Raw genomic sequence first — 22,973 nt, 5'->3', positions numbered from 1 at the left:
CCTCGGGCGCGCCCATCACATGTGAAAGGAGCATCACCATGCAACAAGAAAGAGATGTAGAGGGGACCTGGCTGGCCATCGACGAACTCCAGTTTGACCAGATGAAGGCAAAGCTGCTTCACCGGAAGGAGAGCGGATGGACGCCCGCGACGCTGATGCGAGCCGAGCAGGGCTACCGGCAATTTTTGAAGCTGTCGGCGAAATACCCGAGCGTCGCCGTCGTGCCGGGCGAGGAGGTGGATCAGTTCTGGCACGCGCACATTCTCGACACGCGGCGCTATGCCGCCGATTGCGAGCGTCTGTTTGGCTATGTGCTGCACCACAATCCTTATGTGGGCATCGATGGCGCGGAGGATGAAGCGCATCTGCTGGAACTGGCGGGGGCGACGAGCGAACTGATGGCGCGCGAGTTCGGCACGGCGCTGGCGGTGCAAGCGCCTGCTTATTGTGCGGTCACGCCGGGGGCGGAAGCGAAGCCTGCTTACTGTGCGATCACGCCGGGGGCGGAAGCCAAACCTGCCTACTGTGCGGTCACGCCAGGCGCAGAAGCGAAGCCTGCGTACTGTGCAGTCACGCCGGGTGCGGAAGCCAAACCTGCGTACTGCGCGATCACGCCTAGTGCAGAAGCCAAACCTGCGTACTGCGCAATCACGCCGAGTGCAGAAGCCAAACCTGCGTACTGTGCGGTCACGCCAGGCGCGGAAGCGAAACCTGCGTATTGCGCAATCACGCCAGGCGCAGAAGCGAAGCCTGCCTACTGTGCAGTCACGCCGGGTGCGGAAGCCAAACCTGCGTACTGCGCGATCACGCCGAGTGCGGAAGCCAAACCCGCCTACTGTGCAATCACGCCTGGTGCGGAGGCGAAACCTGCGTACTGCGCAATCACGCCAGGCGCAGAAGCCAAACCTGCGTATTGTGCGGTCACGCCAGGCGCGGAAGCGAAGCCTGCGTACTGCGCGATCACGCCAGGCGCAGAAGCGAAGCCTGCGTACTGCGCGATCACGCCAAGCGCGGAAGCGAAGCCTGCGTACTGCGCGGTCACGCCGGGTGCGGAAGCCAAACCCGCCTACTGTGCGATCACGCCAAGCGCAGAAGCCAAACCCGCCTACTGTGCGATCACGCCAGGCGCAGAAGCGAAACCTGCTTACTGTGCGATCACGCCAGGCGCGGAGGCGAAGCCTGCTTACTGCGCAATCACGCCAGGCGCGGAAGCCAAACCCGCCTACTGCGCGGTCACGCCAGGCGCGGAAGCCAACCCCGCCTACTGTGCCGTCACCCCGACGCATCTTGCGCGCCCAGCACGCGCTTCGGATCTCGCAAGACGCGCATGACAGCTTGCGCTGCGGGCATGCGATCGCCCGTGTCACGACGACACGGGCGATCGATCCAATGTACAAGCCATTCAGAACAAACCGTGAACGAGCCGGTAGCGCACGCGCCCCATGTACTCGCGATACGTGATGTCGTTCGAAAGCAATTGCTCTTCCTTCACGATCCTCACGACTTGAAGCGTCCATTGCGCGATAACGACGAGAAGATTGCGAACGCCGAAGTTCGCGGCAAGAAAGCCGATGTCCGTGATCAGATACCCCAGATACATCGGATGGCGAACGAGGCGATACGGTCCATTGATAATGACGCCCCGATTGGCGGGCAAAAGACCAAACGAACGTCGTAGCGACCACTTCGCATAGATCTGGACGAGAACGCCCACCACCTGCAAGGCGGCGGCCAGCGCTTCAGGAACCAGCCGGATGCCAGGCGTTATCTGAAAGGCGAGAAAGTAAAAAGTCGCGCACAGGGTCGCGCCGAGACTGAGCGGCCTCCAGTCACGCTCGCGCGGCACGCGGGCAAACACGGCGAGGCCGACCGTCAACACCTCCGCGAAGGCGAACACCAGCAGCGTGACCCTCGACGTGTCCATCACGTATTGGTGAACGGTCATGGCGACGAACAGACCGAGCAGCGGTACGGTCAGAATTCGCACGCCGACCTCGATCGCGAGTTGCGCGCGTGTCAGACCAGGGCGGTTGGAAAGCGCTTGCGTCATCGCGCGAGACGCGGCGCGACATACGCCCCGTAGAGACTGTTTTGTGGCGAGCCGGAAGACACGTTGACCCTCGTGATGAGATGACCCTGAATGTAGTTGTTGCCGCCCGCGCTGACCGCGGAATCGATATGAAAAGCGGCGAAGCCGAGGATCGTGGCGTTCGACGTCGCCACTTGCTGAACGACCGGAAGCAGCACGTCGATGTTGGGCAGCACCGAACTGTAAATCGTCGTCTTGACGCCGGGCTGAATCCAGATGGACGCACCGATGCTCAATTGCGCGGGGTTCCCGTTGGCCATGAATCCACGCACCGTCGGCACGTCGTTCGCGTTGGTCTGGAACGAGGTCCATTGCCCAGGAAGGCAACCTCCGTAGGACGTGCCGTTGGTGATCTGAAACGTATAGGCCTGCCCGGTCGACGGGTCGATCTTCGGCGATCCGGTCTGCGTGTTCCAGTACTGGTCGAAAATACATTTGGCGAGGGCCACCGGGTACAACGCGCCGGTGGCGACAAAACCCGGTGCGGATACCACGGCCACCGCGGTTGCCGTCACGGGGGTATCGTTCACGCCGAAAAGCGGCGCGAACAGAAAGACCAGTGAGCCGCCGTTCAATCCTGTCGCGCGCGAAACAGTGACTTGCACGCCGGGGCTATCGTAGGCGCCGGGCGTGATTGCCGCCGATTGCATACTGGCCGGAGAGCCCGTCAAATTCCAGAAACCGCTTTGCACCGTCGCGGCTGTCAAGGTCGATCCCCCCGAGGCATTGAGCTGAACGGCGCTTGCAGCGCTCGCGTTCGCGGCGCTCCAATTAGCGGTCGAATTCAGGTTCCCGGTAAACAACGAACGCGCGCCCGCGATGGCGGCGGCATCCGCCGCGGTCTGCAACTCACTGGAGGCGAGATAGTAGCGGCCGATATCCACCGAAAATGCCGAGAACGCCAGCGCCATCAGCACGAAGGAAACGAAGACGAAGCTCATCGTCCCGCGCTGGCGTCGATAGCGTGCACGCGTGCCGACCCAACGCGTGTTGACCACGTCGTGTTTCAGGCGGAGTTCCTCGCGCTCGGCAAGCATGGGCGCCGTCATGGTCTACTCGTAAATCATGACGGCGGTGGCGTTCAGAACGACGGGGCTAGCCAACGCGCTAAACGCCGAGCCGAGCAGCAGCCCCTGGTACGTGTATGAAACCGCGACCTGGAGCGAGCCGCCGGGGGTCGTGCCGTTCGACTGCGTCACCGTGACGGTCGGCGCAGTCGCGGCTCCGCCGGTGACGAGGTTGTTCTGCGCGTAGGTGGTCGTGATGGCCGCGATCTGCGTGGTGGTCAGCGGCGGCACCTGGAGCACCGTGCCGGCTCTCGCGCCCGCGCGAGCCGCGTTCGTCAGGATCGCGTCGTTATAGAAGATCAGATTGACGTCAATGATCCCCACCAGAATCATGATCAGAAACGGCAGCAGAATCGCGAACTCGATCGCCGCCGATCCCCGGCTCGCGCGTGGTCCATGGCTTGCACGGTTGACGTGAAGCGTCGGCATTGCGGTTTTCATCGAGCAGTGATGGCGGGCGTCGTGCCTGACGTGGTGTCGCCCGAGGTCGTGGCCGATCTCTTCGACGCCGGCAGCATCGACGCAGGCGGCGGCGTCATCCGGTTGGGTTGAATTTCATAGAAGCGAAGGTTGTCCTGCACGGAGGCCTTCGGCAGATCCTGTCCGAGGATCGCCGCCGCCGCTTCCGAATTGCCGAGCAGGCCGTAGGCGAGCGCGAGGTCCTGGCGCGCCTGGGGCGGCGCACCGGGATAGCGCGTCACGTCGAGCAACACGTTCGCGCCGTCGCGCGGATTGCCGTTGAGCGTCAGCGACAATCCCAGGTTGATGCTCAGGCCCGGATCGCCGGGATTGGCCTTGAGCGCCTGCCTCAGCACGGCCTGCGCCGCGACGTGATCGCCCTTCAGATCGAGCGCCGCGCCGAGGCCCGCGGACGCGAGCGGTGCATCGGGGGTCAGCGCCAGCACCTGGCGATAGAGGGAGATCGCATCGTCGAAGCGCCGCTGATGAATCGCCACGCGCGCAATGCCGATCATCGGCGCAATCGCGTTGGCGTCGACCTGCCTGGCCCGCTCGTAGTGGACCGCCGCGCGCGTGAAGTCGCCGACCGCGTAGAGCGTGTCGCCCAGGCCCGTCAGACCCGCAACCGAGCGAGGATCGGCGGCCACGACCTTTTCGTAGAGCGTCGTGGCCAGTTCCACGTTGCCCGAGTCGAGCGCCGTCTCGGCGATGCGAAGCTCGCTCATCCTGTCGGGCATCGTATTGCGGGGCAGCGTGTGCGCTTCCGAGACACGATACGTCGTCGTGCAAGCGCCTGTCGCGAGCAGCGCGGCGGCGCAGCAGCAAGCGAGGCCAACGAGGCCGACGCGCCGTGCAAAGCGCGGCATCGCGAAGCGATGCGTCGGAACGGCACGCAGGCCAGGAAGGGCACGAGGGGCACCAACGGCAATTCGCAATTCGACGGTTTTCATTGTTTGGCGAAGAATTCGAGAATTTGAATGATTGCCGGGCCGGCTGCGATGACGACGACCGCCGGCAGAATGAACAGCATCATCGGCAGCACCATTTTCGGCGCGAGCTTGGCGGCTTTTTCCTCCAGCGAAACGATATGAGCCAGCCGCTCGGTGCGCGACAAGGTTCGCAGCGCCTGCGTGATCGGCGTGCCATAGCGCATGGATTGCGTGAGCGTGGAAATCAGCGCGCGAATGGCGGGCAGGTCGATCCGCTGCGCGAGCCCATTCAGCGCACGCGTGCTGTCGCCGGATAATTTCAGCTCGTCGGCGGTCAGCGAAAACTCGTCCGAAAGCGGCGGGCAGATGGAAGCGAGTTCGTCCGCGACCCGGCGAATGCTCACCGCCAAACTGTTCCCCGCGTTCGTGCAGATGACCAGCAGGTCGAGCGCGTCGGGCAAGCACGCCGCCATGGCGAGGCGGCGCCGCTGCGCGCGCAACGCAAGCACGTATTCCGGAACGATCATCCCGACGATGAACACGAACACCATCAGAATGCCGCGAGCGGCAGGGTAGCGGCCGACGAACGCGATATGCGAGCCCAGCATGACCGCCAGCGTCGCACACACAATGCCGAACAGGAACTTGATCGCGACCAGAATGGGAACCGCATGTTTGCCGCGGTAACCGCCGCGCACCATCTGCCGCCCGAGTTCCGCGCGATACTTCGCGTCGAACAGCGGCAGCCGGTCCCCCAGCGTCGCGAGGCGCCGCAGCAGACGCGCGCGCAGACCGGCACCGTCGTCATCCATGCCGGCGGGCGAACTGTGCGGGCGCAGGCTGACAGCCGCCTCGCGCACCCGTTCGGCGATCCTGCCGCGCCTGCCGCCGCGCTTGGCGGCCCACCATAACGCGAGCGTGCCGAACAACGCCACGAGCATCAGAAGGTCGAGCAGTGTCTCTATGCTGGCGTCGCTCATCGGGAGGTATTGAGTTTGGACATCCTGTTGATCACCGCGATGCCGAGCACCACCGAGATCGACGCGAACGTCAGCAGCTTCTGCCCGGCGGGTCTGTCGAACAGCACCATGACGTAAGAGCGATTCAGACCGTACAAGGCAAGCACGATGACCACCGGAATGGCGGCCAGAATCCTCGTCGTGATACGCGCTTCCGCGGTCAGCGCCTTCGTTTTCAGACGGACCTCGCCGCGCGTGCGAACAATGGCGGCCAGGTTTTCGAGCGTTTCCCCGAGTTGGCCGCCGGTTTCACGCTGCAGCAGCAGGCATACGCAAAAGAAAGAGAAATCGGTGACTTCGATTCGGCGCATTGCCACGGCCAGCACTTCCTCGAGGTCGATCCCAAGCTGCAACGCGTCGCCCATCAAGCGGAATTCATGACGCAGCGGCTCGGGACATTCGTCGGCGGCCGCCCGGATGACGTGGGTAACGGGTACGCCCGCGCGCACCGCGCGCACGATCATGTCGAGCAGGTCCGGGAAGCCATTGAGGAAGCGTCGCCGGAAGCGGGCGACGAGGAAACGATAGGCTTGCACCGCGGCAAAGAGAGGGAGCGCCGGCAGCAGAAGCACTTTGACGACGCCGGGAAGCGGCATGAAACGCGTCATGGCGAGCGCAAGGAGTGCGCCCGCGATCGCCGCGCCGATCACGACGCGAAGACCGTTCGCGCCGGCCACCGTTCTCAGGCGGGCGATCCTCGGCCTGAGCCAGCGGCTGATCGCGTTGCCGTGCCGGTTCAGCTTGAAGAGGTTCGCGTCGACACCGCTTTGAGCGGGCGCGCGTACGCCGTCCTCGATCGAGAAAGACCGCAGCATGCGCGATCTGATCCTGGCGCCGGGCTGCTTGCTTCGCAGATCCTGCGCGGTCAGCGCCATCAGTCCGAGCACCAGCGCGCAAGCGAACGAGGCGAGCGTGACGAGGTCGATCGTCGTCATGGGCGCATGGCCTCCAGCAGTGCTTCTTCCACGCCGTAATAGGCGGCGCGTTCGGAAAACGCGGGTCTGAGCGCGGCCGTTTCGAAGACGCCCTTGACCTCTTCGTTATAAGCGCTCGCGTCGTAACGGAAGGTGAAGAGATCCTGGGTGATGATGACGTCGCCTTCCATGCCGACGAGTTCAGTGATGCGCGTCACGCGCCGCACGCCGTCGCGCATCCGCTCGATCTGCACGAACAGATGAACCGCGCTCGCGATTTGCCGGCGAATCGACATGAGCGGCAGATTAGCGTTCGCCATCATGACCATGCTCTCCAGCCGGGTGATCGCGTCGCGCGGCGTGTTCGCGTGAATCGTCGTCATCGAGCCGTCGTGACCGGTGTTCATCGCCTGAAGCACGTCGAACGCTTCGGGACCGCGCGTTTCGCCGAGGATGATGCGATCCGGCCGCATCCGCAGCGCGTTGCGCACCAGATCGCGCTGGGCGACGCCGCCGAGACCCTCGGCGTTTTCAGGGCGCGTTTCGAGGCTGACGACATGCGGCTGCTGAAGCTGAAGTTCGGCCGCATCTTCGATCGTGATGACGCGTTCGCCATTGCCGATGAAATGGGATAGCGCATTCAGCAAGGTGGTCTTGCCGGAGCCGGTGCCGCCCGACACGATGACGTTGAGGCGGCACGTGCTGGCGAGCTTGAGCACGTTGCTCATCTGCGCCGACATGTTGCCTTGCTGCGCCATCCGGTGCAGCGTGATGTTGCGCTTCGAAAACTTGCGGATCGCGATACAGGCGCCATGAATCGCGAGCGGCGGCAGGATGACGTTGACCCGGCTGCCGTCGGCGAGACGCGCATCCACCATCGGACTGCTTTCGTCGACCCGCCGGCCCACGCCGGCCGCGATGCGCTGCGCGACGCTGACGACGTGCGCGTTGTCGCGGAACTTGTACGGCGTCAGTTCGAGCCGGCCATGACGCTCGACGTAGATCTGATCGGGACCGTTGACGAGCACGTCGGTCACACTGTCGTCCGCGAGCAGCGGCTCGATCGGACCCACGCCGAACATGTCGTTCAGCAGTTCGCTGACGATCTGGATCTGCTCCGAGATCGTGACGTTCAGCCGCTCGTGCGCCGCGATCTCCAGCACGAGCTGTTCGACGCCGGGCTTCATCTGCTCGCGAGTCTTGCCGACCGCGGCCGACGCATTCATCGAATTGAACACGCCGCTGCGGATGGTCTTGAACAGTTCCGAGCGGACCAAGGCTTCGTTGCCCTGCGGTAACGCGGCGCGTCCCGGCAAAGCGGTGACCGTTCCGCCGGCCGCGGCGGGAGGCGACGCGGCGGCTGTCGCCGCCGGATTGTCGTGCGGCGCGGCGACGTCTGGGGAAGGAGGCTGCTTTTGCCCGAACATCAGCGTTTCCTTATTCCGAGCTTCTGGAGGAACGTGCGCTCGACGGCGATGTGCTGGCCGGTGAGGTCGCTGCCGATACGCGTGATCGCCTGACTGAAACCGTTGGACGTTTTTTCGTCGGGCGCCTCGCCGAGGTTCTCGGCCAGCGAGATCGCCCTGGTTTCGAACGGGACTTCATGCAGCGCGGGGCGACCCACCGCCGCCGCGAAATCGACGGGCTGCACTTTGCCCGCGGTCGCGGCATTGGGATTATTGAGCAGCAGCGAAGCGGCGGGATTGTTGTCGCGATCCTCGATGTAGCGCAACAGGCGCAGCGTCTCGCGCGCGGAATGCACCGAGCGGTCCGCCACCAGATAGGCGCGCGATGCGTGGTCGAACGCTTCACCCGCCAGCGGATCGGCCCGGTTGCCAGCGTCGAGCATGACGTAGTGGAAACTGTCGCGTAGCACTTCGAGCACGCGCTTGAGCGCTCCCGCCTGGAACGGCTTCGGCGCGCCGTAGTCGAGTTCGGAGGAGAGAACGAACAGGCGGCTTCCCTTCGCGACGAGCGTCCTTTCCACATACTGCGGATCGAGCCGGTGCACGTTCTGCAGCACGTCGGTCAGGCCGTTGTTGCTCTGCAAGCCCAGCATGCTGTTGGCCGCGCCGCCATACACGTTGAGGTCGACATAAGCGACCCGGCGATGCGTGTCCTCGGCAAGATGGCGGGCGAGATTCAGGGCGATGGTCGTGACGCCGACGCCGCCCCGCGAGCCGACGAACGCGATCGTCTTGCCGGCGCGAGTCTGCACGACGGGATTGATCTTGCCCTCGGTTGCGCTGACGGTCCGGTTGAGCAGTTCGACGGTCAGCGGCTTGACGAGATAGTCACGCACGCCGAGCTTGAGCAAACTGCGAAAGAGCCCGACGTCGTTGCGCTCACCGAGCGCGACGACTTGCACCGACGGTTCGCACACTTCGGCGAGCCGTGCCAGGTCCGACAGCGGCATCGCGGAGCCATGCAGATCGATCAGCAGAAAGAGGGGCGAGCGTTCGATCTTCGAGAGATAGGCAATCGCGTCGTGAATGTCGCCGATCGCCACGTGCGCATGCGGCATCGCCTGCTCGAGCACATAGTCTTTCAGCACCTGTTCCGTGGCGTGATCCGCGACGAACGCGATGAAGTCGACGAGCCGAGCCGCCGTCGCGCTTTTCCGAAAACTGAAGTCTGTGCTCATGGTCGCCTTCGGTGAATGACTCGCGCATCAACGCGGATCGCGCGTCGTCGTCTTGTCGAGCGGTGTCACGCGTTCAGTCTGATAGCGATGCACCGCGCTCGCCGCGACGGCGGCATCGGCGGGTCCGAGCGATTCCGGTTTGACGATGTCCCGAGGATGGGCGAGCTGCGCCGCGAGATTCGTGTAGGTCGCGCAGCCCCATGCCATGTCGGGACGCCTCCAGCCGGCGTCGGTCAGCACCGATGGGCGAGCCAGGATGGCGCAATCGGGCGGCAAGGCGAGATGGCCGTCGAACGGGATGATCGACGCGTCGGGCATCGTTCTCGGCGGCTTGACGCAGCCACCGACGCCGGCCGCCGTGATGCAGGCAAGCGTGAGCGCGACAAGGCGGGGGAGGCGAAGAAGGCGGCTAATGCGTGCGGAAGTCATGGCGGCTCCGCTCAGTAGACATACCCGGCCGCGCCGACGAGGCGCGGTTGTCCGGATGGGGTGGACGCGTCGCCGGACTCGCGCCTGAAGCTGTACTCGATGTCGCTGCTCGGCGACATCAGCGCGTCGAGCGGCGTGCGAAGCTTGGCGGGATCGGTCGGCTCGACCAGATAGGGCGTCACGATGATGACGAGTTCGGTCTTGTTGTTCTGGTAATTGGTCGACGAGAACAGCTTGCCCAGAATCGGAATCGATCCGAGGCCCGGCACCTGCGAAATGATGTCGGTGGTGTTGGTCTGCAACAGGCCGCCGATCGCGAAGCTTTGGCCGCTCGCGAGTTCGACGGTGGTGTCGGCGCGGCGCACGCTCAACCCCGGCACCGTAATGCCATTGGTGGTGACGCTCGCGGTCGCGTCGATCTGGCTGACTTCGGGGCGCACTTTCAGGCTGATGCGGCGTTCGTGCATGACGGTCGGCGTGAAATCGAGTTTGACGCCGAACTGCTTGTAGTCCACGGTGACCGCGCCGTTGATCTGCGCCACCGGAATGGGAAACTCGCCTCCGGCGAGGAAACTGGCGGTCTGTCCCGACATCGCCACGAGATTGGGCTCGGCAAGAACCGTCAGCAAGCCTTCCTGATTCAGTGCGTCGACGAGTACCTGGATGTTGGCGTTGCCAGTCCTGAACTGGCCAAAGATCGAGTAGGCGTTGTTCGAAGGCAGATTGATCGGATAAGACGTACCGGACGGGCCGACGATCGGCTGGGCCAGGTTAAAGATCTGGCGGCCGCCGAAGATACCGCCCGTGAAATTTCCCACCACCGAGCCGAGTGCCGCCCAATTGATCCCCAACTGCTGCGTAACGTTCCGATCCACTTCCGTGATGCGAACCCGCAACTGCACCTGGAGCGGCCGGTCGATCGTGATGCGGTTGACGAGCACTTCCTTGTCCGCCAGATAGGGCGTAAGGGTCTGCACCACGGCGTCGGCGTCGGAAGCCGATGCCGCCTGGCCTGACACCAGCAGCGAGCCGGGACCGGCTGTCAGTTGCAGGCGCATGGCCGGAAAGCGCGCCGCGACGGCGCGTCGGAGCGCATCCGTGTCGCGGCTGACGACCACCGTCTGTTGAAGCAAGGTCCGGTTGTCCGCGCCGAGCACATACAGCGTCGTCGAGCCGGCCTTCTTGCCCAGCACGAAGACCGCTTTCGGCGACGGCGCGTGAACGTCCGCGATCGTGGGATCGGCGACGAACACCGAACTCGCGTTCTCGTTCAGACGCACGAGGGTGCCCTTGCCGGCATCGATGGCCAACGTTCCCGGTGAACGGCCAGGCGCGCTCGCGAGCGGCGCGTCAGGCCCGGGCAGCGCCGCGCGAGCCGGCGCCGCCTGCGCGTGGACCGCGAGCGCCGTGGCCCAGCTAATCACCGCGCAAGCCGTGAGCTTCGAACCGATGCGACCCGGACTGAACTGCTTCGTCATGGCGTTCCATCCCCGCGACTGGACGCTGTTTGGGCCCTCCGCGCGCGTCAAAGCGGCGCGCGCAGAGACGGCACTGGCGGTACGTTGTTTCCTGCGCTACCGCTTGACTGGGCGACGCTCGATAGCGCGTCGCTCCTCTCGGAACCTCGGTATATCGTCACGGTGGGCGGCGCAGCCGGTCCGGAACTCGTGCTCGCACTGGTGCTGGTGCCTTGCGGGGCGTGCGCTCGCGGCAGATCGCGCACGGCGCGTGAAATGTCGCCGGCCCAGACGGGCGGCGGTGGCGAGTCGGCCGACGCCGACGCGGCGGGATTGCGGGTCACGGTTGCGAAGCTGCGCAAGGCAAGCGACAGACTGCCGAGGCGCGCGGCGACGGCAACGACTTCGCCCATGCGCGGCGTGACTTCCAGCGTGACGGTGCGGGCGCGATTGGTGGCGTCGGCGGCCTCGCCGTTCTTCGGACGCTGTATCTCCGAACCGACCGCGAGCACCCGAACGCGCTCGACGACGGTTTCGCTCGACACCGCGAGTTCGGGCGAGTCGGTTCGACGGTCCATCTGCTGCGTGAGCAGCAGGTCGACGTAATCGCCTGGCTGGATCAGTCCGGCGTTACCGGAGACATCGTCGACGGCGACCGACACCGCGCGCATTTCCGGTTTGAGCGTGGCGGCGAGAAAGCCGGGGGCGCCCGGCAGGATGACGTCGTCGGCGACGATCAGCGCGCCGCTCGCTATACCGTGACGCAAAAGCGCGCCCTTCAGTTCGACCGCGCCGGATGCGCCCTGGACGATCGCATTCAGCGGAACGTCGGCGACGGGTATCGGCTTCCAGATCATGTCCTCGTCACGCAGAAGCAGACCCTGCGGAAGGTCCGCCGCGCTGATACGAACTTTTTCGGTGCTGGCCTCGGGCGCGGACGGACGCGACAAGCCGGCGACCACGGCCCGAACGATCAGGGCGATCAGAATGGCGCCGAGGACCAGCAAACCGATTTTGATGACGTTGGACATGAGGGCGCTGTCCTACCGCATCGCAAGCAAAGGCAACGCGATGACCGACCCGCCGCCGAGCGCCAGCGCGACACCGTAGGGCACACCGCGCGTTCCAGAAAACATCGCGAGGGCACGCAGCGGGGGAAAACGCTGTTCGGCAGCCATGTGACGTGTGGCGAGACTGACGAGGGAAACGCCCAGTCCGAGCACCGAGACGATGGCGAGGGCAGGCAAGGCGAGACTCGGGCCCGTCCACAGGAAAACGGCGCAGGCCAGTTTTGCATCGCCTCCGCCCAGCATTTTTGCGGCGAACAAGGCCGCGCAGATCACCAGAACGGCAAGCGCCAGCAGCAGATGCGCAAGCACGTCGTGAATGGGCAGGCGGATGACGAGAGCGTCGATGAAAAACAGCGCGGCGATCAGGAGGGTCGCCCTGGTTGGCAGGCGCCGCCAACGCACGTCGAAAACGGCGAGCCGCAGCAGCGCGCAAAGTACGGTGACGCGGATGATGGCAGAGAGTAGCGACACAATCAGCGCTCCGTGGAACGTTCGATAAAGGAGGTTCGATAAACGGCGGTATCGAACCTCCCGGCCGCGCAACATCACGCTTTGTTCTGCGAGGTCGTGACTTGCGTGAAGAGGTTGGTGAACATCGCGCCGATGTTGGTGTTGAAGCCCACGGCCATCGCACCCAATGCGATCACGACGATGCCGGCCAGAACCGCGTATTCCATGGCGCTGACACCACGCTCGTCGCGAACGAATGCTTTCAGAAAGGTTTGCATTTTTGGCTCCCGTAACAAAGTGGCGAACGGTGGACCCAATGAATGAATAACCAACCCGGCACCGAATATCATTTCCGCATCGAAATTACCGATTACTTTCGGTAAATAGCGATATGGCTGTGGTGTTAAAAGAGAAAAGGGCGGTTGTCGGATCGGGGGAAACCCTGCGACATAGATTTAGCCTCCTGGTTTGTCATGGGTTGAAGGTCCTTGCAGGTTGCATCCCTCGGTAACCGCTATAAAAGACCGCATGCCTCGCTGCATTGTCAATGGCGGATCCAGCCACGACGACTCCGCACCGGCTTGTTGTTTTTCTTATGGTAAGACAATTCATGTAAAAACCAATAGGGAAAACGCATAACATTCTTTCAAGGCGGTACGGAATACCCTTAAGCCCGCCATTCGCTGCAAGGCGATTGAATGCTGGAAAAACAAATGGCGGAATTGGCCACAATGCATGGCTGAACCGGTAGAATCTCCGGCGTTTTACGATGCCCGGATCTCCAGCAAGCTGAGATCCGCATAACCGGATTTCCTGGCTATCTCAAGGCATGGTGCGGACCGTAACAAGCAACAACGGGGGAAGTGTGGGCCTGGGCAACCGACTCTGGCGCGGCCATCTGGCGCCGCATGCGATTATCGCGGGCGGCATCTTCATTACGCTGGTCATGATCTCGCTGTGCGCGACGGTGCTGTACGACGCGCGCCTCGATGCGATGGACCGCGCCCGTGACACGTCGCGAAACCTCGCGCTCATCGCCCAGCGCGATATCGAGCGGAATTTCGAACTGTGCGCGTTGTCGCTGCAGGCGGTCGTCGACGGCATGCGCGACCCGGCGGTGCTGGCACTGCCGCCGCGTCTGCGCAGACAAGTGTTGTTCGACCGCGCCGCGACCGCGAAATACCTGGGCTCGATGCTGGTGCTGGACGCGTCGGGCAACATCGTCGTCGACTCCGCCGGCGATGTGCCGCGCCAGGGTAATTTCTCGGACCGGAAGTATTTCATCGTCCAGCGTGACAACCCGAACGCGGGTCTCTATATCAGCGATCCGTTTAGCTCGCGGCTGCGCAACGGCTCGCCGAGCATTGCGCTGAGCCGGCGGCTTTCACATCCCGACGGCTCGTTCGCGGGAATCGTGCTGATCGCGATGAACCTCGAGTATTTCCATACGCTGTTTGCCGGGCTGTCGCTCGGGCCGCATGGCGCCGTGTCCCTGATCGGTCGCAACGGCATCATGATCATGCGACAGCCGTACGACGTGCGCACGATCGGGCGCGACATCGGCAAGGCGGCCACGTTCCGGCGCTTCCGCACCGCCGCGGAAGGCAGTTTTTCCGAAACCGCGTCGATCGACGGCGTGCGCCGCCTGTACTACTTCAGGAATTTCCCCGATCTGCCGCTGATCATCATGGTGGCCGAGGCCGAGCAGGACATCTATGCGGGCTGGCGGCGGCGCGCAACCACCATCGGCTCGCTGATGATCGCCTTCGCGCTGGCGTTCGTCGCGCTCGCGTTTCTGCTTGGCGCGCAACTGCGCCGCCGGATGCGCGCTGAATCGGAACTCGAACTGCTCGCGAGAACGGACGGCCTCACCGGACTGAACAACCGCCGCACGCTGGGCGAGATTCTCGATCAGGAGTGGCGTCGGGCGCGCCGTACACACAGCATGTTTTCGCTGCTGTTCGTCGACATCGACCGCTTCAAGGCTTACAACGACACCTACGGGCACCAGGCGGGCGACGACGCGCTGGCCGCCGTCGCGCGGTGCATCGGCAACAATATTCGACGACCCGCGGACAGTGCGGCCCGCTATGGCGGGGAGGAATTCGTCGTGGTGCTGCCCGATACGCCGCCCGCGGGCGCAGCGCTGATCGCGGAGCAGATCCGCGCGGCGATCAGCGAACTCGCCATCGAGCACGCCGGCAGCGAGTACGGACGCGTGACGGCCAGCATCGGTGCGGCGAGCTGGGCGCCGGAACAGGATAGCGACGTAACCGCGGTGATCAAGGCCGCTGACGAGGCGCTGTATAACGCCAAGGCGACTGGTCGTAATAAGGTTTCGCCGTTCTGGCTGGATAAGAAGGGTTGATGCTGGTTGATAGGTTTGGCGGAACAGGTGCGCGAGCAGGTTGGGCGTTGGCGTTGGATGATGGGAGAGTGGGGAGGTTTATTGCGGTAAAGACCAGGAGAATATTGTCTCGATGGTGTTCGGCTGCGCTACAAGCGTTCGCTGCGGAGTTGGGTTCCAACGCGTGGCAAGTCAAACCATTCGAGAGGTTTCTTGCAACCGGCTATTAAGCGTTGGTGACGGGCAAGCAGTCGCGCGGGAGACCGCGAACCTCGTCGGAGTGGACTGCTCGTGGCAGAGGTGGAGCAGTGGAAATAGGACAAGCTCGCCTCGATTTGCTCGCCAAGGCGAATCTTTATTTCTTCGTGTTCGGAGATAGGAACAGCCGGGAATTCAGCGGATAACGTCCGCAGCCCCATCTCCCGTCTTCCTCAGGCGACCGGCGCCGCGGAGCTTGCCGCAGCGGGCAGCCCATGATCGACGAAGTCGATCGTCAGGTTGCCTTCGGCCGAACTGGACAGAACAATCCTCGCGGGCGGGGTTCCGCCTGCCATGCGCGTGAGCAGTTCGCGGGAAACCGCCGGCAGGATGCGCTGGTTCAGGAACGCATCCACGTTGCGCGCGCCGGATTCGCGGGCAAGACACAGCCCGGCCATGGCCCCGACGAATTCCTTGTATTCGGACCAGGTGGTCGCGGCGATCGTGCGCAGCTCGCCGCGCGCGAGTGCGGGTTTGAGGAGGTTGGCCGCATCAGCGCCGCCGGCGGCATTGCCCGCGCCGATCAGCGTGTGGGCTTCGTCGATGAAAAGCAGGATTGGCACGGTGGATGCCTGCACTTCATCGATCACATTCCCGAGGCGCTGCTCGAATTCGCCCTTCACGCCCACACCCGCCTGCAGCAGGCCGAGATCGAGCGTGAGAATACGCACGTCACGGATCACGTTCGGCACGGTGCCAGCGGCGACGCGTAGCGCGAGGCCCTCGACGAGCGCGGTCTTGCCGACACCCGGCTCGCCGACGAGGATCGGGTTGTTCTTGCGCTGGCGCGCGAGCACGTCGACCATCTGCTGGATTTCGCGCTCGCGCCCGAATACGGGGTCGATCCTGCCGTCACGCGCTTTCGCCGTGATGTCGATGGCAAAGCGGGCGAGTGCGTCGCCTTCCACGGTGCGCGTGGCTGCCCGTGCGGCGGGTCCCTGCCGCGCGTGTTCAACGGCGCCGGTTACCGGCGGGGCGCCGGTCGGTTCTTCGGGGGCTTCCGGCTCTTCCAGCGGGTTCTCGCAGGTGCGCGGCCCAAGGCGCGGCAGCAGCCGTTCAATCTGTGCACTGCTCACCGACAGCAGTTGCCAGGCATTGGCTGTGCGAAGGACATGTGGCGCTTCCACGATGGCCTGCAGGACATGGCCGGAACGGATGGCCGGGGCGCCGCCATCGGCGTGCGTCAACGCATGCAACCAGGCGTCCTGGAGGACGACGGCCAACTGCGCGGACAGACTGGGGCGGCCGCGCAGGTTACGGGGCGTGTGGTCGATGGCCCTGAGCAGCGTATCCCAGACGGCATCGATATCCAGTTCATAGTGGTTCATGATGGCCGGGATATCGCCGTCCCTGGCCTCGATCAGCTTGAGCAGCCAGTGCTCGACTGAAATCTCGTCCGCAAGCCGTGTCTGGCACAGGCTTGCCGCAGCCTCGAGCGTTTTCGCGCAATGTGGATTGAGCCGCTGCGGGAGCTGGCTGGCGTCGCGGAAGGATGCATTTCGGTCGTTATGCACGGTCATGGTCGGGCTTGTCGCACATGGAATGGGGGCGTGCCGGCGCTGGGAGCGCTCGCCCCACGCAGGAAAAAGGCCAGTCCGCACAGGCGGACTGGCAAAGGAAGGCCGATATCCCGGAGACTACCGGTGAGGCGGACCGGCCTTCAGACCAGCGGTCATTCAGGAACGCTCGTTCCAGGTGTCCTTGTGAATGATGTTGCCGTCCTTGTACGAACAGGTGATCGTCTCGTAGCGCAGCTCGACCTCCTCCAGGTGGTTGTGCTTCTCGTAGTCCGGATCCTTGATGTCGAGCATCTTCGGACGCACGGCGACCACCTTCACGTTATCGAGCTTCGTGTTGAAGTACTCCTTCTCCTTGCCCGCGTCGTCGATCTTGTACCACCTGATTTCAGCGGACTTGAGGGTCTGGCCGCTCGTGACTGCCTTGTAGAGGTACGGATCCCATCCGGTTCCGTTCGCGCGCGCAGCTGGGCTTTCCCGGGCGCGAAATCGATGCGGTCCGGTACGACACCGACGATCTGTCAGCGCGACCATCGGTGGTGACGACGTTTCTCGGACTTTATGGCGTCGACGCGCGCATGCCCGCGTATTTCGTCGATGTGGTAGCCCAGAACCGCGACGGGGCAGAGCGCCTGTCGGCGTTTCTCGACCTGTTCCACCACCGCGTCATCACACAGTACTACCGTGTCGCGCGCAAATACCGGTACCCGGTCGGCTTCAGGCGCGATGGCACGGACCCGGTGTCGCGCTATCTGCTCAGCTTCGCCGGCTTCGGATTCAGTACATCCCCGCGCCTCATCACGTCGGTGCCCAGGCTACCCGCGGCGGATGAAAAGCCGCAGCCTTCCACCGCGCGTCAGCGACTGCTCGAGGTGGCCGACAAGCGCCGGCTGCTATCGATGCTCGCGCTCACCATGCAGAAAACACGCACGGCTGAAGGGCTGGCAGGCGTGCTGCGGCATGCCGTGCCGGACGCCTCGATCGCGGTCTCGCACTTCATTCCCTGCGGAGTGTGAGAGGCAATCCATCTTCTCGACGGCCCTGACAAAAAACGACTCTGACATCCAATCCATCTCGAGACGCGTCGAATCTTCAACGCGCGCATTTGCTCCGTACAGCAAAATTTAAGGTTGACGCTGTCCTGAGCGTCTGCTTACAATCCGTCCGTCTTCACAAACAGGGGCTAGTGCCTTGGACAGTTGCAGTAGTCAATTCTCGAACAGTTTGATTGCCTGACCGGCAGAACATCCGCTAGCCTCATTCAGCCACCGTTCTGCCCGCAGGCAGATGGTGCGCGTCGCAGTAGTTTTCAGTACCGCTCCCGTTCACTCCATTTCAGCGCCGCTTCGGCACGCCAGATTGCGTCCGTCCGTACGGCCGGTTTCCTGAGCCCGACTCGGGACCATGCTCGCGTGCGCCCGCTGGTTTATCCCTGCGGGCGCATGAACTGACACGCCCGTGCACAACGCATCGGAAAGGAGACGTCATGCCCGACAGTGACATATGGCCTTTACGCCGCTTACGTTTTTTCATTGCCTGATGGATGCCCACACGCGTTCGCCGTCACTTGCCTGACTGTTTGAGCGTTGCCGTGCAGGCGTCCCGGCGACCTCAACAATCAGTCGGGCTTCGACCCGAACGGAGAAATCGCATGTATTTCGCCCTTCTCGTATCGCAACTGCCACAGGTCCGCGAGTCGCACCACTATTACGAAGCAGCGCCAGCGCTCGTATCGCCAACGCCCACCAAACCGTCACACCGGTGGTGGGCGGCAGTCAGGGCCCTGCTGGGCCAGAAGCACGGTCTCTCCTGAGCATGGCGTCGACAGCACGCGTCCGCCGTATCGAGGCAACGCGCGCTGTCGCTGAGCGCCTCGGGCCTCATGGAACGACACATCTCCAATATTCAAAAGCCGCGGGCCGTTCGCCGCGTGCATAGCAGCAGGAACAGCCGATGCAACACGAATCCACAAAAAAACCGCATACATCCAGGCGAAAGCAGAAAGGCTTTGTGTCTGGCTCCGCTGGCCGCGACCAGAGATCCTTCGCGCACGTAGTAAGCGAAGCCAACGAATCCGTCGACGCCACGCTCAAGCAGACGAACAGCTCGCTCGACGGTCTTCTCACGGCAGACGCACTGGAGCGTCTGCAACGTGCGGGTCCCAATGAAGTCGCCCATGACAGAGCCCCACACGCACTGGTACAGCTGCTGCGAGCCTTCAAAAACCCGTTCGTGCTGGTGCTGCTCGGTCTGTCGGTCATTACCTTCTTCACGGACGTGTACCTTGCTGCGCCGGACGATCGCAACTGGACCGGGGTCGGCATCCTGCTCACGATGGTGACCGCCAGCGGTCTGTTGCGCTTCTTTCAGGAATACCGCTCAAACAGGGCAGCAGAGCGGCTCAAGTCCATGGTTCGCACAACGGCGACCGTGATTCGCAGGGCAACCGTATTCGCGGATCAAGAGAGGCAGGAAATCGCGATGCGTGATCTGGTCGTCGGCGATATCGTCAGTCTGCAGGCGGGTGACATGATCCCCGCCGACATCCGTCTGATCGAGTCGCGCGATCTGTTCATCAGTCAGGCGGCGTTGACCGGCGAGGCACTGCCCGTCGAGAAATACGACACGCTCGGCGCGGTGACGGAGAAATCGGCCCATGCCGCTTCCGATGACCGGACCGATCTCCTCGATCTCGCCCATATCTGCTTCATGGGAACCAACGTGGTCAGCGGGACGGCAACGGCAATCGTCATCGCCACCGGCGTCGATACCTATTTCGGCTCACTGGCAAAAAACGTGGTCAGTCACAAGCGCGTCGAAACCAGCTTCGATCGCGGCGTCAACAGTGTGTCATGGCTGCTGATCCGCTTCATGCTGGTCATGGTGCCGGTGGTGTTCCTGATCAATGGCCTGACCAAGGGCGACTGGCTGTCCGCGGTGACGTTCGCGCTTGCAGTCGCGGTCGGTCTGACGCCGGAGATGCTGCCGATGATCGTGTCGGCGAATCTGGCGAGGGGCGCCATTGCGATGGCGCGACGCAAGGTGGTCGTGAAGCGGCTCAATTCGGTGCAGAACTTCGGCGCAATGGACGTCCTGTGTACGGACAAGACCGGCACGCTCACGCAGGACAAGATCATCCTTGAACGTCACCTCGACATCCACGGCAAGCGGGATGAGCGGATTCTGCAACTTGCCTGGCTGAACAGCTTCCACCAGAGCGGGCAGAAGAATCTCATGGACATCGCCGTCGTGGACCATGCCAATGAACGTGTCGCGCCGGTGAAACTGACGCAGTACGCCAAGGTCGACGAACTGCCGTTCGATTTTGTACGCCGCAGACTTTCGGTGGTGGTCGAGGGGTTGGACGGCAACCAACTGATGGTGTCGAAGGGCGCTGTCGAAGAAATGCTGATGGTGTCGACACACATTCAGAACGGTGACACGGTCCACGCGTTGACGGCGCACGAGCGCGACATGCTGCTTGCACGAGCCGAGGCGTACAACGAGGAGGGCTACCGTGTGCTGGTGGTCGCCACGCGCGAGATCCCGCGCGCCGAAGCGAAGTCCCAGTACAAGACCCTTGACGAGGCAGACCTCGTGGTACGCGGTTTCCTCACTTTCCTCGATCCGCCGAAGGATTCGGCCGCGCCCGCCATTCGTGCGCTGCGTGAGCATGGCGTGGCGGTCAAGGTCTTGACGGGCGACAACCCGATTGTCACGGTGAAGGTTTGCCGCGACGTGGGACTGGACCCGGGCGCTGCGCTGCTCGGGCGCGACATCGAGGCGATGAACGATGTCCAGCTTGCACAGGTGGTTGAACACACGACGGTCTTTGCGAAACTCACCCCGCTGCAGAAAGCGCGTGTCGTGAAGGCGCTTCAGGCAAACGGCCACACGGTCGGTTTCCTCGGTGACGGGATCAACGACGCGCCGGCGCTTCGTGATGCGGACGTCGGCATTTCGGTGGACACAGGGGCCGATATCGCGAAGGAAACCGCCGACATCATCTTGCTCGAAAAGAGCCTGATGGTGCTGGAAGAGGGCGTAATCAAGGGCCGCGAGACGTTCGGCAATATCCTGAAGTACCTGAACATGACGGCGAGCTCGAATTTCGGCAACGTGTTCTCGGTGCTGATCGCCTCTGCATTCCTGCCCTGGGAACCGATGCTGGCGATGCAATTGCTGATCCAGAACCTGATCTACGACCTCTCGCAGATGTTCCTGCCGTGGGACCGGATGGATCCCGATTTCGTGAAGAAGCCGCGCAAGTGGGATGCGGGCAATATCGGACGTTTCATGGTGTGGCTGGGACCGACGTCGTCGGTGTTCGATATCGTGACCTACGTGCTGATGTGGACAGTGTTCGGCGCCGGCGCGGCGTTCCACCTGCACGGCGGCGGTCAGAGCATCATGAATTCCGGCTGGTTCATCGAAGGTCTCGTCTCCCAGACGCTCGTCGTCCACATGCTGCGCACGCGCAAGATTCCGTTTGTCCAGAGTACCGCGTCGCTGCCGGTGCTGCTGTCGACCTCGATCGCTATCCTCGTGGGCTGCTGGTTGCCGTTTTCTCCACTGGCCGGGGCATTGGGTTTTACTTCGCTGGATCACAGCTACTGGCTCTGGCTCGTCGCAACAATCCTCGGCTACATGATGCTGACGCAGGTTGTGAAGACGCTGTATATCCGCCGTTACGGGCAGTGGTATTGAAGCCGACCGCAACTGCGCAGCGGGATGGGGTTCAAGCCCGTGCGCAATGGCTTCGACCAGCCTTGAATCATGGTGCGTGAGCGTCGTCTGTTGATGGCGCTCACGATCACCGCAGACCTCACGATGCATATATCGTGCGCACACGTTCCTCGCCACGCACCGTTGCGTGCAGCGCCGGATGCGCACGACCTGTTCATTTTTTCAACCGGTTCACGACATGTCCGCAAAACAGAACAAGCTTTTCACCATTCCGTCCGCCACCGCCGCCACGCTCGCGTTCCTCGGCGCGAACGCCCACGCGCAGAGCAGCGTAACGCTGTATGGCGAACTTGATACGGGGCTCGCGTATGTGAGTAACGTCGGCGGCCACGCGCAGTACAAGGCCACCTCGGGGCTGATCGATGGCAGCTTCTGGGGCCTCGCGGGCACCGAGGATCTCGGTGGCGGCAACAAGGCGATCTTTCAACTGGAGCGCGGGTTTTCGGTGACGACGGGCGACGGCTTCATCGATCACCCGTACTACGTCGGCTTTGGCAACGAGACGTACGGGACGGTCAGGGTAGGTCACCAGTACGATTCGGTCCACGACTACTTCGCACCGTTCACGCTGACGGGCAGTGCGGGGGGCACGGCGTTCGCGCATCCGTTCGACAACGACAACGCCAACAACGCGTACCTCGCGCGCAATTCGGTCACGTATGCGAGCCCGTCGTTCGGCGGCTTCAGCTTCGGCGGCATGTACGCGTTTTCGAACGGTGCCGGTCAGTTCGCCAACAATCGCGCGTACAGCGTCGGCGCGAACTACCAGAGCGGGCCGTTCAACGCGGGCGCCGCTTACCTGCACGTGAACGGCCGCGGCAACACCGCGGGAGGCGCATATGACACCGTGAATCTGCCCGGCTCGAATCGCGACGTATTCGACGCGAGCGTGCAGACGCAGAGCACGTATGGCGTCGGCGCAAGCTATGCGATCGGCGATTTTACGGTGGGTGCCGCGTGGTCCCGCTCGACCTATAGCGGTGTGACCGATGCCGGTTCCGGTTCAGCGGAGCCTTCGGTAGGCTTCAGCAACTATGAGATCAATGGCGTGTACCAGTGGGCGCCGAAAGTGTCGCTCGCCAGCATGTACACCTATACGAAGGGCTCGGGTGCACACTGGCATCAGGGCGCGTTGCAGGCTGGCTACCAGCTTTCGAAGCGCACCGATACCTATCTGGAGACGGTGTATCAGCGCGCTTCATCTCGCGTCCCCGCCGTGATCAATACGTCCGATCCGTCGGCGGGCCGCAGCCAGTTGCTGGTCGCGGCCGGTATCCGTCATCGGTTCTGAGCGCCCGTTCGTTTCGCGGGATGCGGCTGACGCGGGCGGGATGGAGCGAACGGGAGTGCAGGCTCCATCACGCCCGGCCTTCAGCAATGCCGTATGCCTGACCATTTGATCTTGAAAGACTTCAAAGGCGGGAGGCGACCATTCCATCTATCTAGCTAAAAGCGGACATTACCGTCTAGCCACTGCATTGTTTGTCGAGGCCATTTCAAGATGTCGTGGCGGCGGCTAAATACAAATGTCGTGTTTTCAGGGTTAAAAGGTCGGTCTTTCATCGGTTACTGATCACC

The 22,973-nt window shown here is 63.2% G+C and carries 17 protein-coding genes and 3 pseudogenes; 5 read left to right on the top strand and 15 right to left on the bottom strand.

The annotated features are described in order from the left end of the window. The first annotated feature begins 38 nt into the window (after positions 1-38). Entirely contained in the window at positions 39-1,331 is a 1,293-nt protein-coding gene (locus BUE39_RS35395) for a hypothetical protein (RefSeq protein ID WP_235004840.1), read from the top strand. Positions 1,332-1,402: 71 nt separating this feature from the next. On the opposite strand, the gene BUE39_RS09055 is transcribed toward BUE39_RS35395, so the two are convergent. From BUE39_RS09055 to BUE39_RS08995, 13 genes are all read right to left on the bottom strand, one after another. Further along, positions 1,403-2,050: a methyltransferase family protein gene (locus BUE39_RS09055; protein ID WP_073428315.1), complete on the bottom strand. Its 648-nt coding sequence runs from the start codon at positions 2,048-2,050 to the stop codon at positions 1,403-1,405. Continuing rightward, the gene (locus tag BUE39_RS09050) at positions 2,047-3,138 is read right to left on the bottom strand and encodes a TadG family pilus assembly protein (protein WP_235004838.1); all 1,092 of its coding nucleotides are present in this window, start codon (positions 3,136-3,138) and stop codon (positions 2,047-2,049) included. The genes BUE39_RS09055 and BUE39_RS09050 overlap by 4 nt, the downstream gene beginning before the upstream one ends. Before the next feature lie 3 nt (positions 3,139-3,141). Next, entirely contained in the window at positions 3,142-3,585 is a 444-nt protein-coding gene (locus tag BUE39_RS09045) for a TadE/TadG family type IV pilus assembly protein (RefSeq protein WP_073428473.1), read from the bottom strand. 8 nt (positions 3,586-3,593) lie between these two features. Continuing rightward, positions 3,594-4,340: a tetratricopeptide repeat protein gene (locus BUE39_RS09040; protein WP_235004837.1), complete on the bottom strand. Its 747-nt coding sequence runs from the start codon at positions 4,338-4,340 to the stop codon at positions 3,594-3,596. Positions 4,341-4,561: 221 nt separating this feature from the next. Further along, positions 4,562-5,524: a type II secretion system F family protein gene (locus BUE39_RS09035; RefSeq protein ID WP_073428313.1), complete on the bottom strand. Its 963-nt coding sequence runs from the start codon at positions 5,522-5,524 to the stop codon at positions 4,562-4,564. Then, positions 5,521-6,498 carry a type II secretion system F family protein gene (locus tag BUE39_RS09030; RefSeq protein WP_073428312.1) on the bottom strand — a complete coding sequence of 326 codons (978 nt, stop codon included), beginning with the start codon at positions 6,496-6,498 and terminating at the stop codon, positions 5,521-5,523. The genes BUE39_RS09035 and BUE39_RS09030 overlap by 4 nt, the downstream gene beginning before the upstream one ends. Continuing rightward, positions 6,495-7,904 carry a CpaF family protein gene (locus BUE39_RS09025; RefSeq protein ID WP_073428311.1) on the bottom strand — a complete coding sequence of 470 codons (1,410 nt, stop codon included), beginning with the start codon at positions 7,902-7,904 and terminating at the stop codon, positions 6,495-6,497. The genes BUE39_RS09030 and BUE39_RS09025 overlap by 4 nt, the downstream gene beginning before the upstream one ends. Further along, positions 7,904-9,121 (bottom strand): AAA family ATPase, encoded by a 1,218-nt coding sequence (locus BUE39_RS09020; RefSeq protein WP_073428310.1) that lies wholly within the window; start codon positions 9,119-9,121, stop codon positions 7,904-7,906. The genes BUE39_RS09025 and BUE39_RS09020 overlap by 1 nt, the downstream gene beginning before the upstream one ends. Positions 9,122-9,148: 27 nt before the next feature. Beyond that, a complete protein-coding gene (locus BUE39_RS09015; protein ID WP_073428309.1) occupies positions 9,149-9,550 on the bottom strand; it encodes a CpaD family pilus assembly lipoprotein in 402 nt (133 codons plus the stop codon). Between the two features lie 11 nt (positions 9,551-9,561). Then, positions 9,562-11,028 carry a type II and III secretion system protein family protein gene (locus tag BUE39_RS09010; protein WP_084561380.1) on the bottom strand — a complete coding sequence of 489 codons (1,467 nt, stop codon included), beginning with the start codon at positions 11,026-11,028 and terminating at the stop codon, positions 9,562-9,564. Between the two features lie 47 nt (positions 11,029-11,075). Further along, entirely contained in the window at positions 11,076-12,038 is a 963-nt protein-coding gene (cpaB, locus tag BUE39_RS09005) for a Flp pilus assembly protein CpaB (protein ID WP_073428308.1), read from the bottom strand. Between the two features lie 12 nt (positions 12,039-12,050). Beyond that, positions 12,051-12,623 carry an A24 family peptidase gene (locus BUE39_RS09000; RefSeq protein WP_235004847.1) on the bottom strand — a complete coding sequence of 191 codons (573 nt, stop codon included), beginning with the start codon at positions 12,621-12,623 and terminating at the stop codon, positions 12,051-12,053. Then, positions 12,623-12,805, bottom strand: a complete 183-nt coding sequence (locus BUE39_RS08995; RefSeq protein WP_073428306.1) for a Flp family type IVb pilin — start codon at positions 12,803-12,805, stop codon at positions 12,623-12,625. The genes BUE39_RS09000 and BUE39_RS08995 overlap by 1 nt, the downstream gene beginning before the upstream one ends. 551 nt (positions 12,806-13,356) lie before the next feature. Between BUE39_RS08995 and BUE39_RS08990 the strand changes: the two genes are divergently transcribed. Beyond that, positions 13,357-14,895 carry a sensor domain-containing diguanylate cyclase gene (locus BUE39_RS08990; protein WP_084561379.1) on the top strand — a complete coding sequence of 513 codons (1,539 nt, stop codon included), beginning with the start codon at positions 13,357-13,359 and terminating at the stop codon, positions 14,893-14,895. A gap of 623 nt (positions 14,896-15,518) precedes the next feature. On the opposite strand, the pseudogene BUE39_RS08985 reads toward BUE39_RS08990, so the two are convergent. Continuing rightward, a pseudogene (locus tag BUE39_RS08985) lies at positions 15,519-16,652 on the bottom strand (AAA family ATPase); the annotation flags it as partial. 156 nt (positions 16,653-16,808) lie between these two features. After that, positions 16,809-17,087 (bottom strand): annotated as a pseudogene (gene tssD, locus BUE39_RS08980) (type VI secretion system tube protein TssD); the annotation flags it as partial. On the opposite strand from tssD, the pseudogene BUE39_RS08975 reads away from it, so the two are divergent. The 3 genes and pseudogenes from BUE39_RS08975 to BUE39_RS08965 form a co-directional block, all read left to right on the top strand. Continuing rightward, a pseudogene (locus BUE39_RS08975) lies at positions 17,069-17,653 on the top strand (type VI secretion system baseplate subunit TssG); the annotation flags it as partial. The pseudogenes tssD and BUE39_RS08975 overlap by 19 nt on opposite strands. A gap of 949 nt (positions 17,654-18,602) precedes the next feature. Further along, entirely contained in the window at positions 18,603-21,356 is a 2,754-nt protein-coding gene (mgtA, locus tag BUE39_RS08970; RefSeq protein WP_073428305.1) for a magnesium-translocating P-type ATPase, read from the top strand. A gap of 217 nt (positions 21,357-21,573) precedes the next feature. Further along, positions 21,574-22,686, top strand: a complete 1,113-nt coding sequence (locus BUE39_RS08965) for a porin (RefSeq protein WP_073428470.1) — start codon at positions 21,574-21,576, stop codon at positions 22,684-22,686. Positions 22,687-22,973: the final 287 nt, after the last annotated feature.

The organism is Paraburkholderia terricola, from assembly GCF_900142195.1.
GTDB classification, from domain to species: domain Bacteria; phylum Pseudomonadota; class Gammaproteobacteria; order Burkholderiales; family Burkholderiaceae; genus Paraburkholderia; species Paraburkholderia terricola.
The sequence above is the reverse complement of the archived record's forward strand: the minus strand, read 5'-3'. Positions and strand labels throughout refer to the sequence as shown.

Excerpts from the sequence above, each read along its gene's own strand:
- BUE39_RS09055 (WP_073428315.1), bottom strand. The coding sequence starts at position 2,050 with ATGACGCAAGCGCTTTCCAACCGCCCTGGTCTGACACGCGCGCAACTC.
- mgtA (WP_073428305.1), top strand. The coding sequence starts at position 18,603 with ATGCAACACGAATCCACAAAAAAACCGCATACATCCAGGCGAAAGCAG.
- BUE39_RS09025 (WP_073428311.1), bottom strand. The coding sequence starts at position 7,904 with ATGTTCGGGCAAAAGCAGCCTCCTTCCCCAGACGTCGCCGCGCCGCAC.
- BUE39_RS09035 (WP_073428313.1), bottom strand. The coding sequence starts at position 5,524 with ATGAGCGACGCCAGCATAGAGACACTGCTCGACCTTCTGATGCTCGTG.
- BUE39_RS08965 (WP_073428470.1), top strand. The coding sequence starts at position 21,574 with ATGTCCGCAAAACAGAACAAGCTTTTCACCATTCCGTCCGCCACCGCC.
- BUE39_RS09050 (WP_235004838.1), bottom strand. The coding sequence starts at position 3,138 with ATGACGGCGCCCATGCTTGCCGAGCGCGAGGAACTCCGCCTGAAACAC.
- BUE39_RS09040 (WP_235004837.1), bottom strand. The coding sequence starts at position 4,340 with ATGAGCGAGCTTCGCATCGCCGAGACGGCGCTCGACTCGGGCAACGTG.
- cpaB (WP_073428308.1), bottom strand. The coding sequence starts at position 12,038 with ATGTCCAACGTCATCAAAATCGGTTTGCTGGTCCTCGGCGCCATTCTG.
- BUE39_RS09030 (WP_073428312.1), bottom strand. The coding sequence starts at position 6,498 with ATGACGACGATCGACCTCGTCACGCTCGCCTCGTTCGCTTGCGCGCTG.
- BUE39_RS09000 (WP_235004847.1), bottom strand. The coding sequence starts at position 12,623 with ATGTTGCGCGGCCGGGAGGTTCGATACCGCCGTTTATCGAACCTCCTT.
- BUE39_RS09020 (WP_073428310.1), bottom strand. The coding sequence starts at position 9,121 with ATGAGCACAGACTTCAGTTTTCGGAAAAGCGCGACGGCGGCTCGGCTC.
- BUE39_RS35395 (WP_235004840.1), top strand. The coding sequence starts at position 39 with ATGCAACAAGAAAGAGATGTAGAGGGGACCTGGCTGGCCATCGACGAA.
- BUE39_RS08995 (WP_073428306.1), bottom strand. The coding sequence starts at position 12,805 with ATGCAAACCTTTCTGAAAGCATTCGTTCGCGACGAGCGTGGTGTCAGC.
- BUE39_RS09015 (WP_073428309.1), bottom strand. The coding sequence starts at position 9,550 with ATGACTTCCGCACGCATTAGCCGCCTTCTTCGCCTCCCCCGCCTTGTC.
- BUE39_RS09045 (WP_073428473.1), bottom strand. The coding sequence starts at position 3,585 with ATGCCGACGCTTCACGTCAACCGTGCAAGCCATGGACCACGCGCGAGC.
- BUE39_RS08990 (WP_084561379.1), top strand. The coding sequence starts at position 13,357 with ATGGTGCGGACCGTAACAAGCAACAACGGGGGAAGTGTGGGCCTGGGC.
- BUE39_RS09010 (WP_084561380.1), bottom strand. The coding sequence starts at position 11,028 with ATGACGAAGCAGTTCAGTCCGGGTCGCATCGGTTCGAAGCTCACGGCT.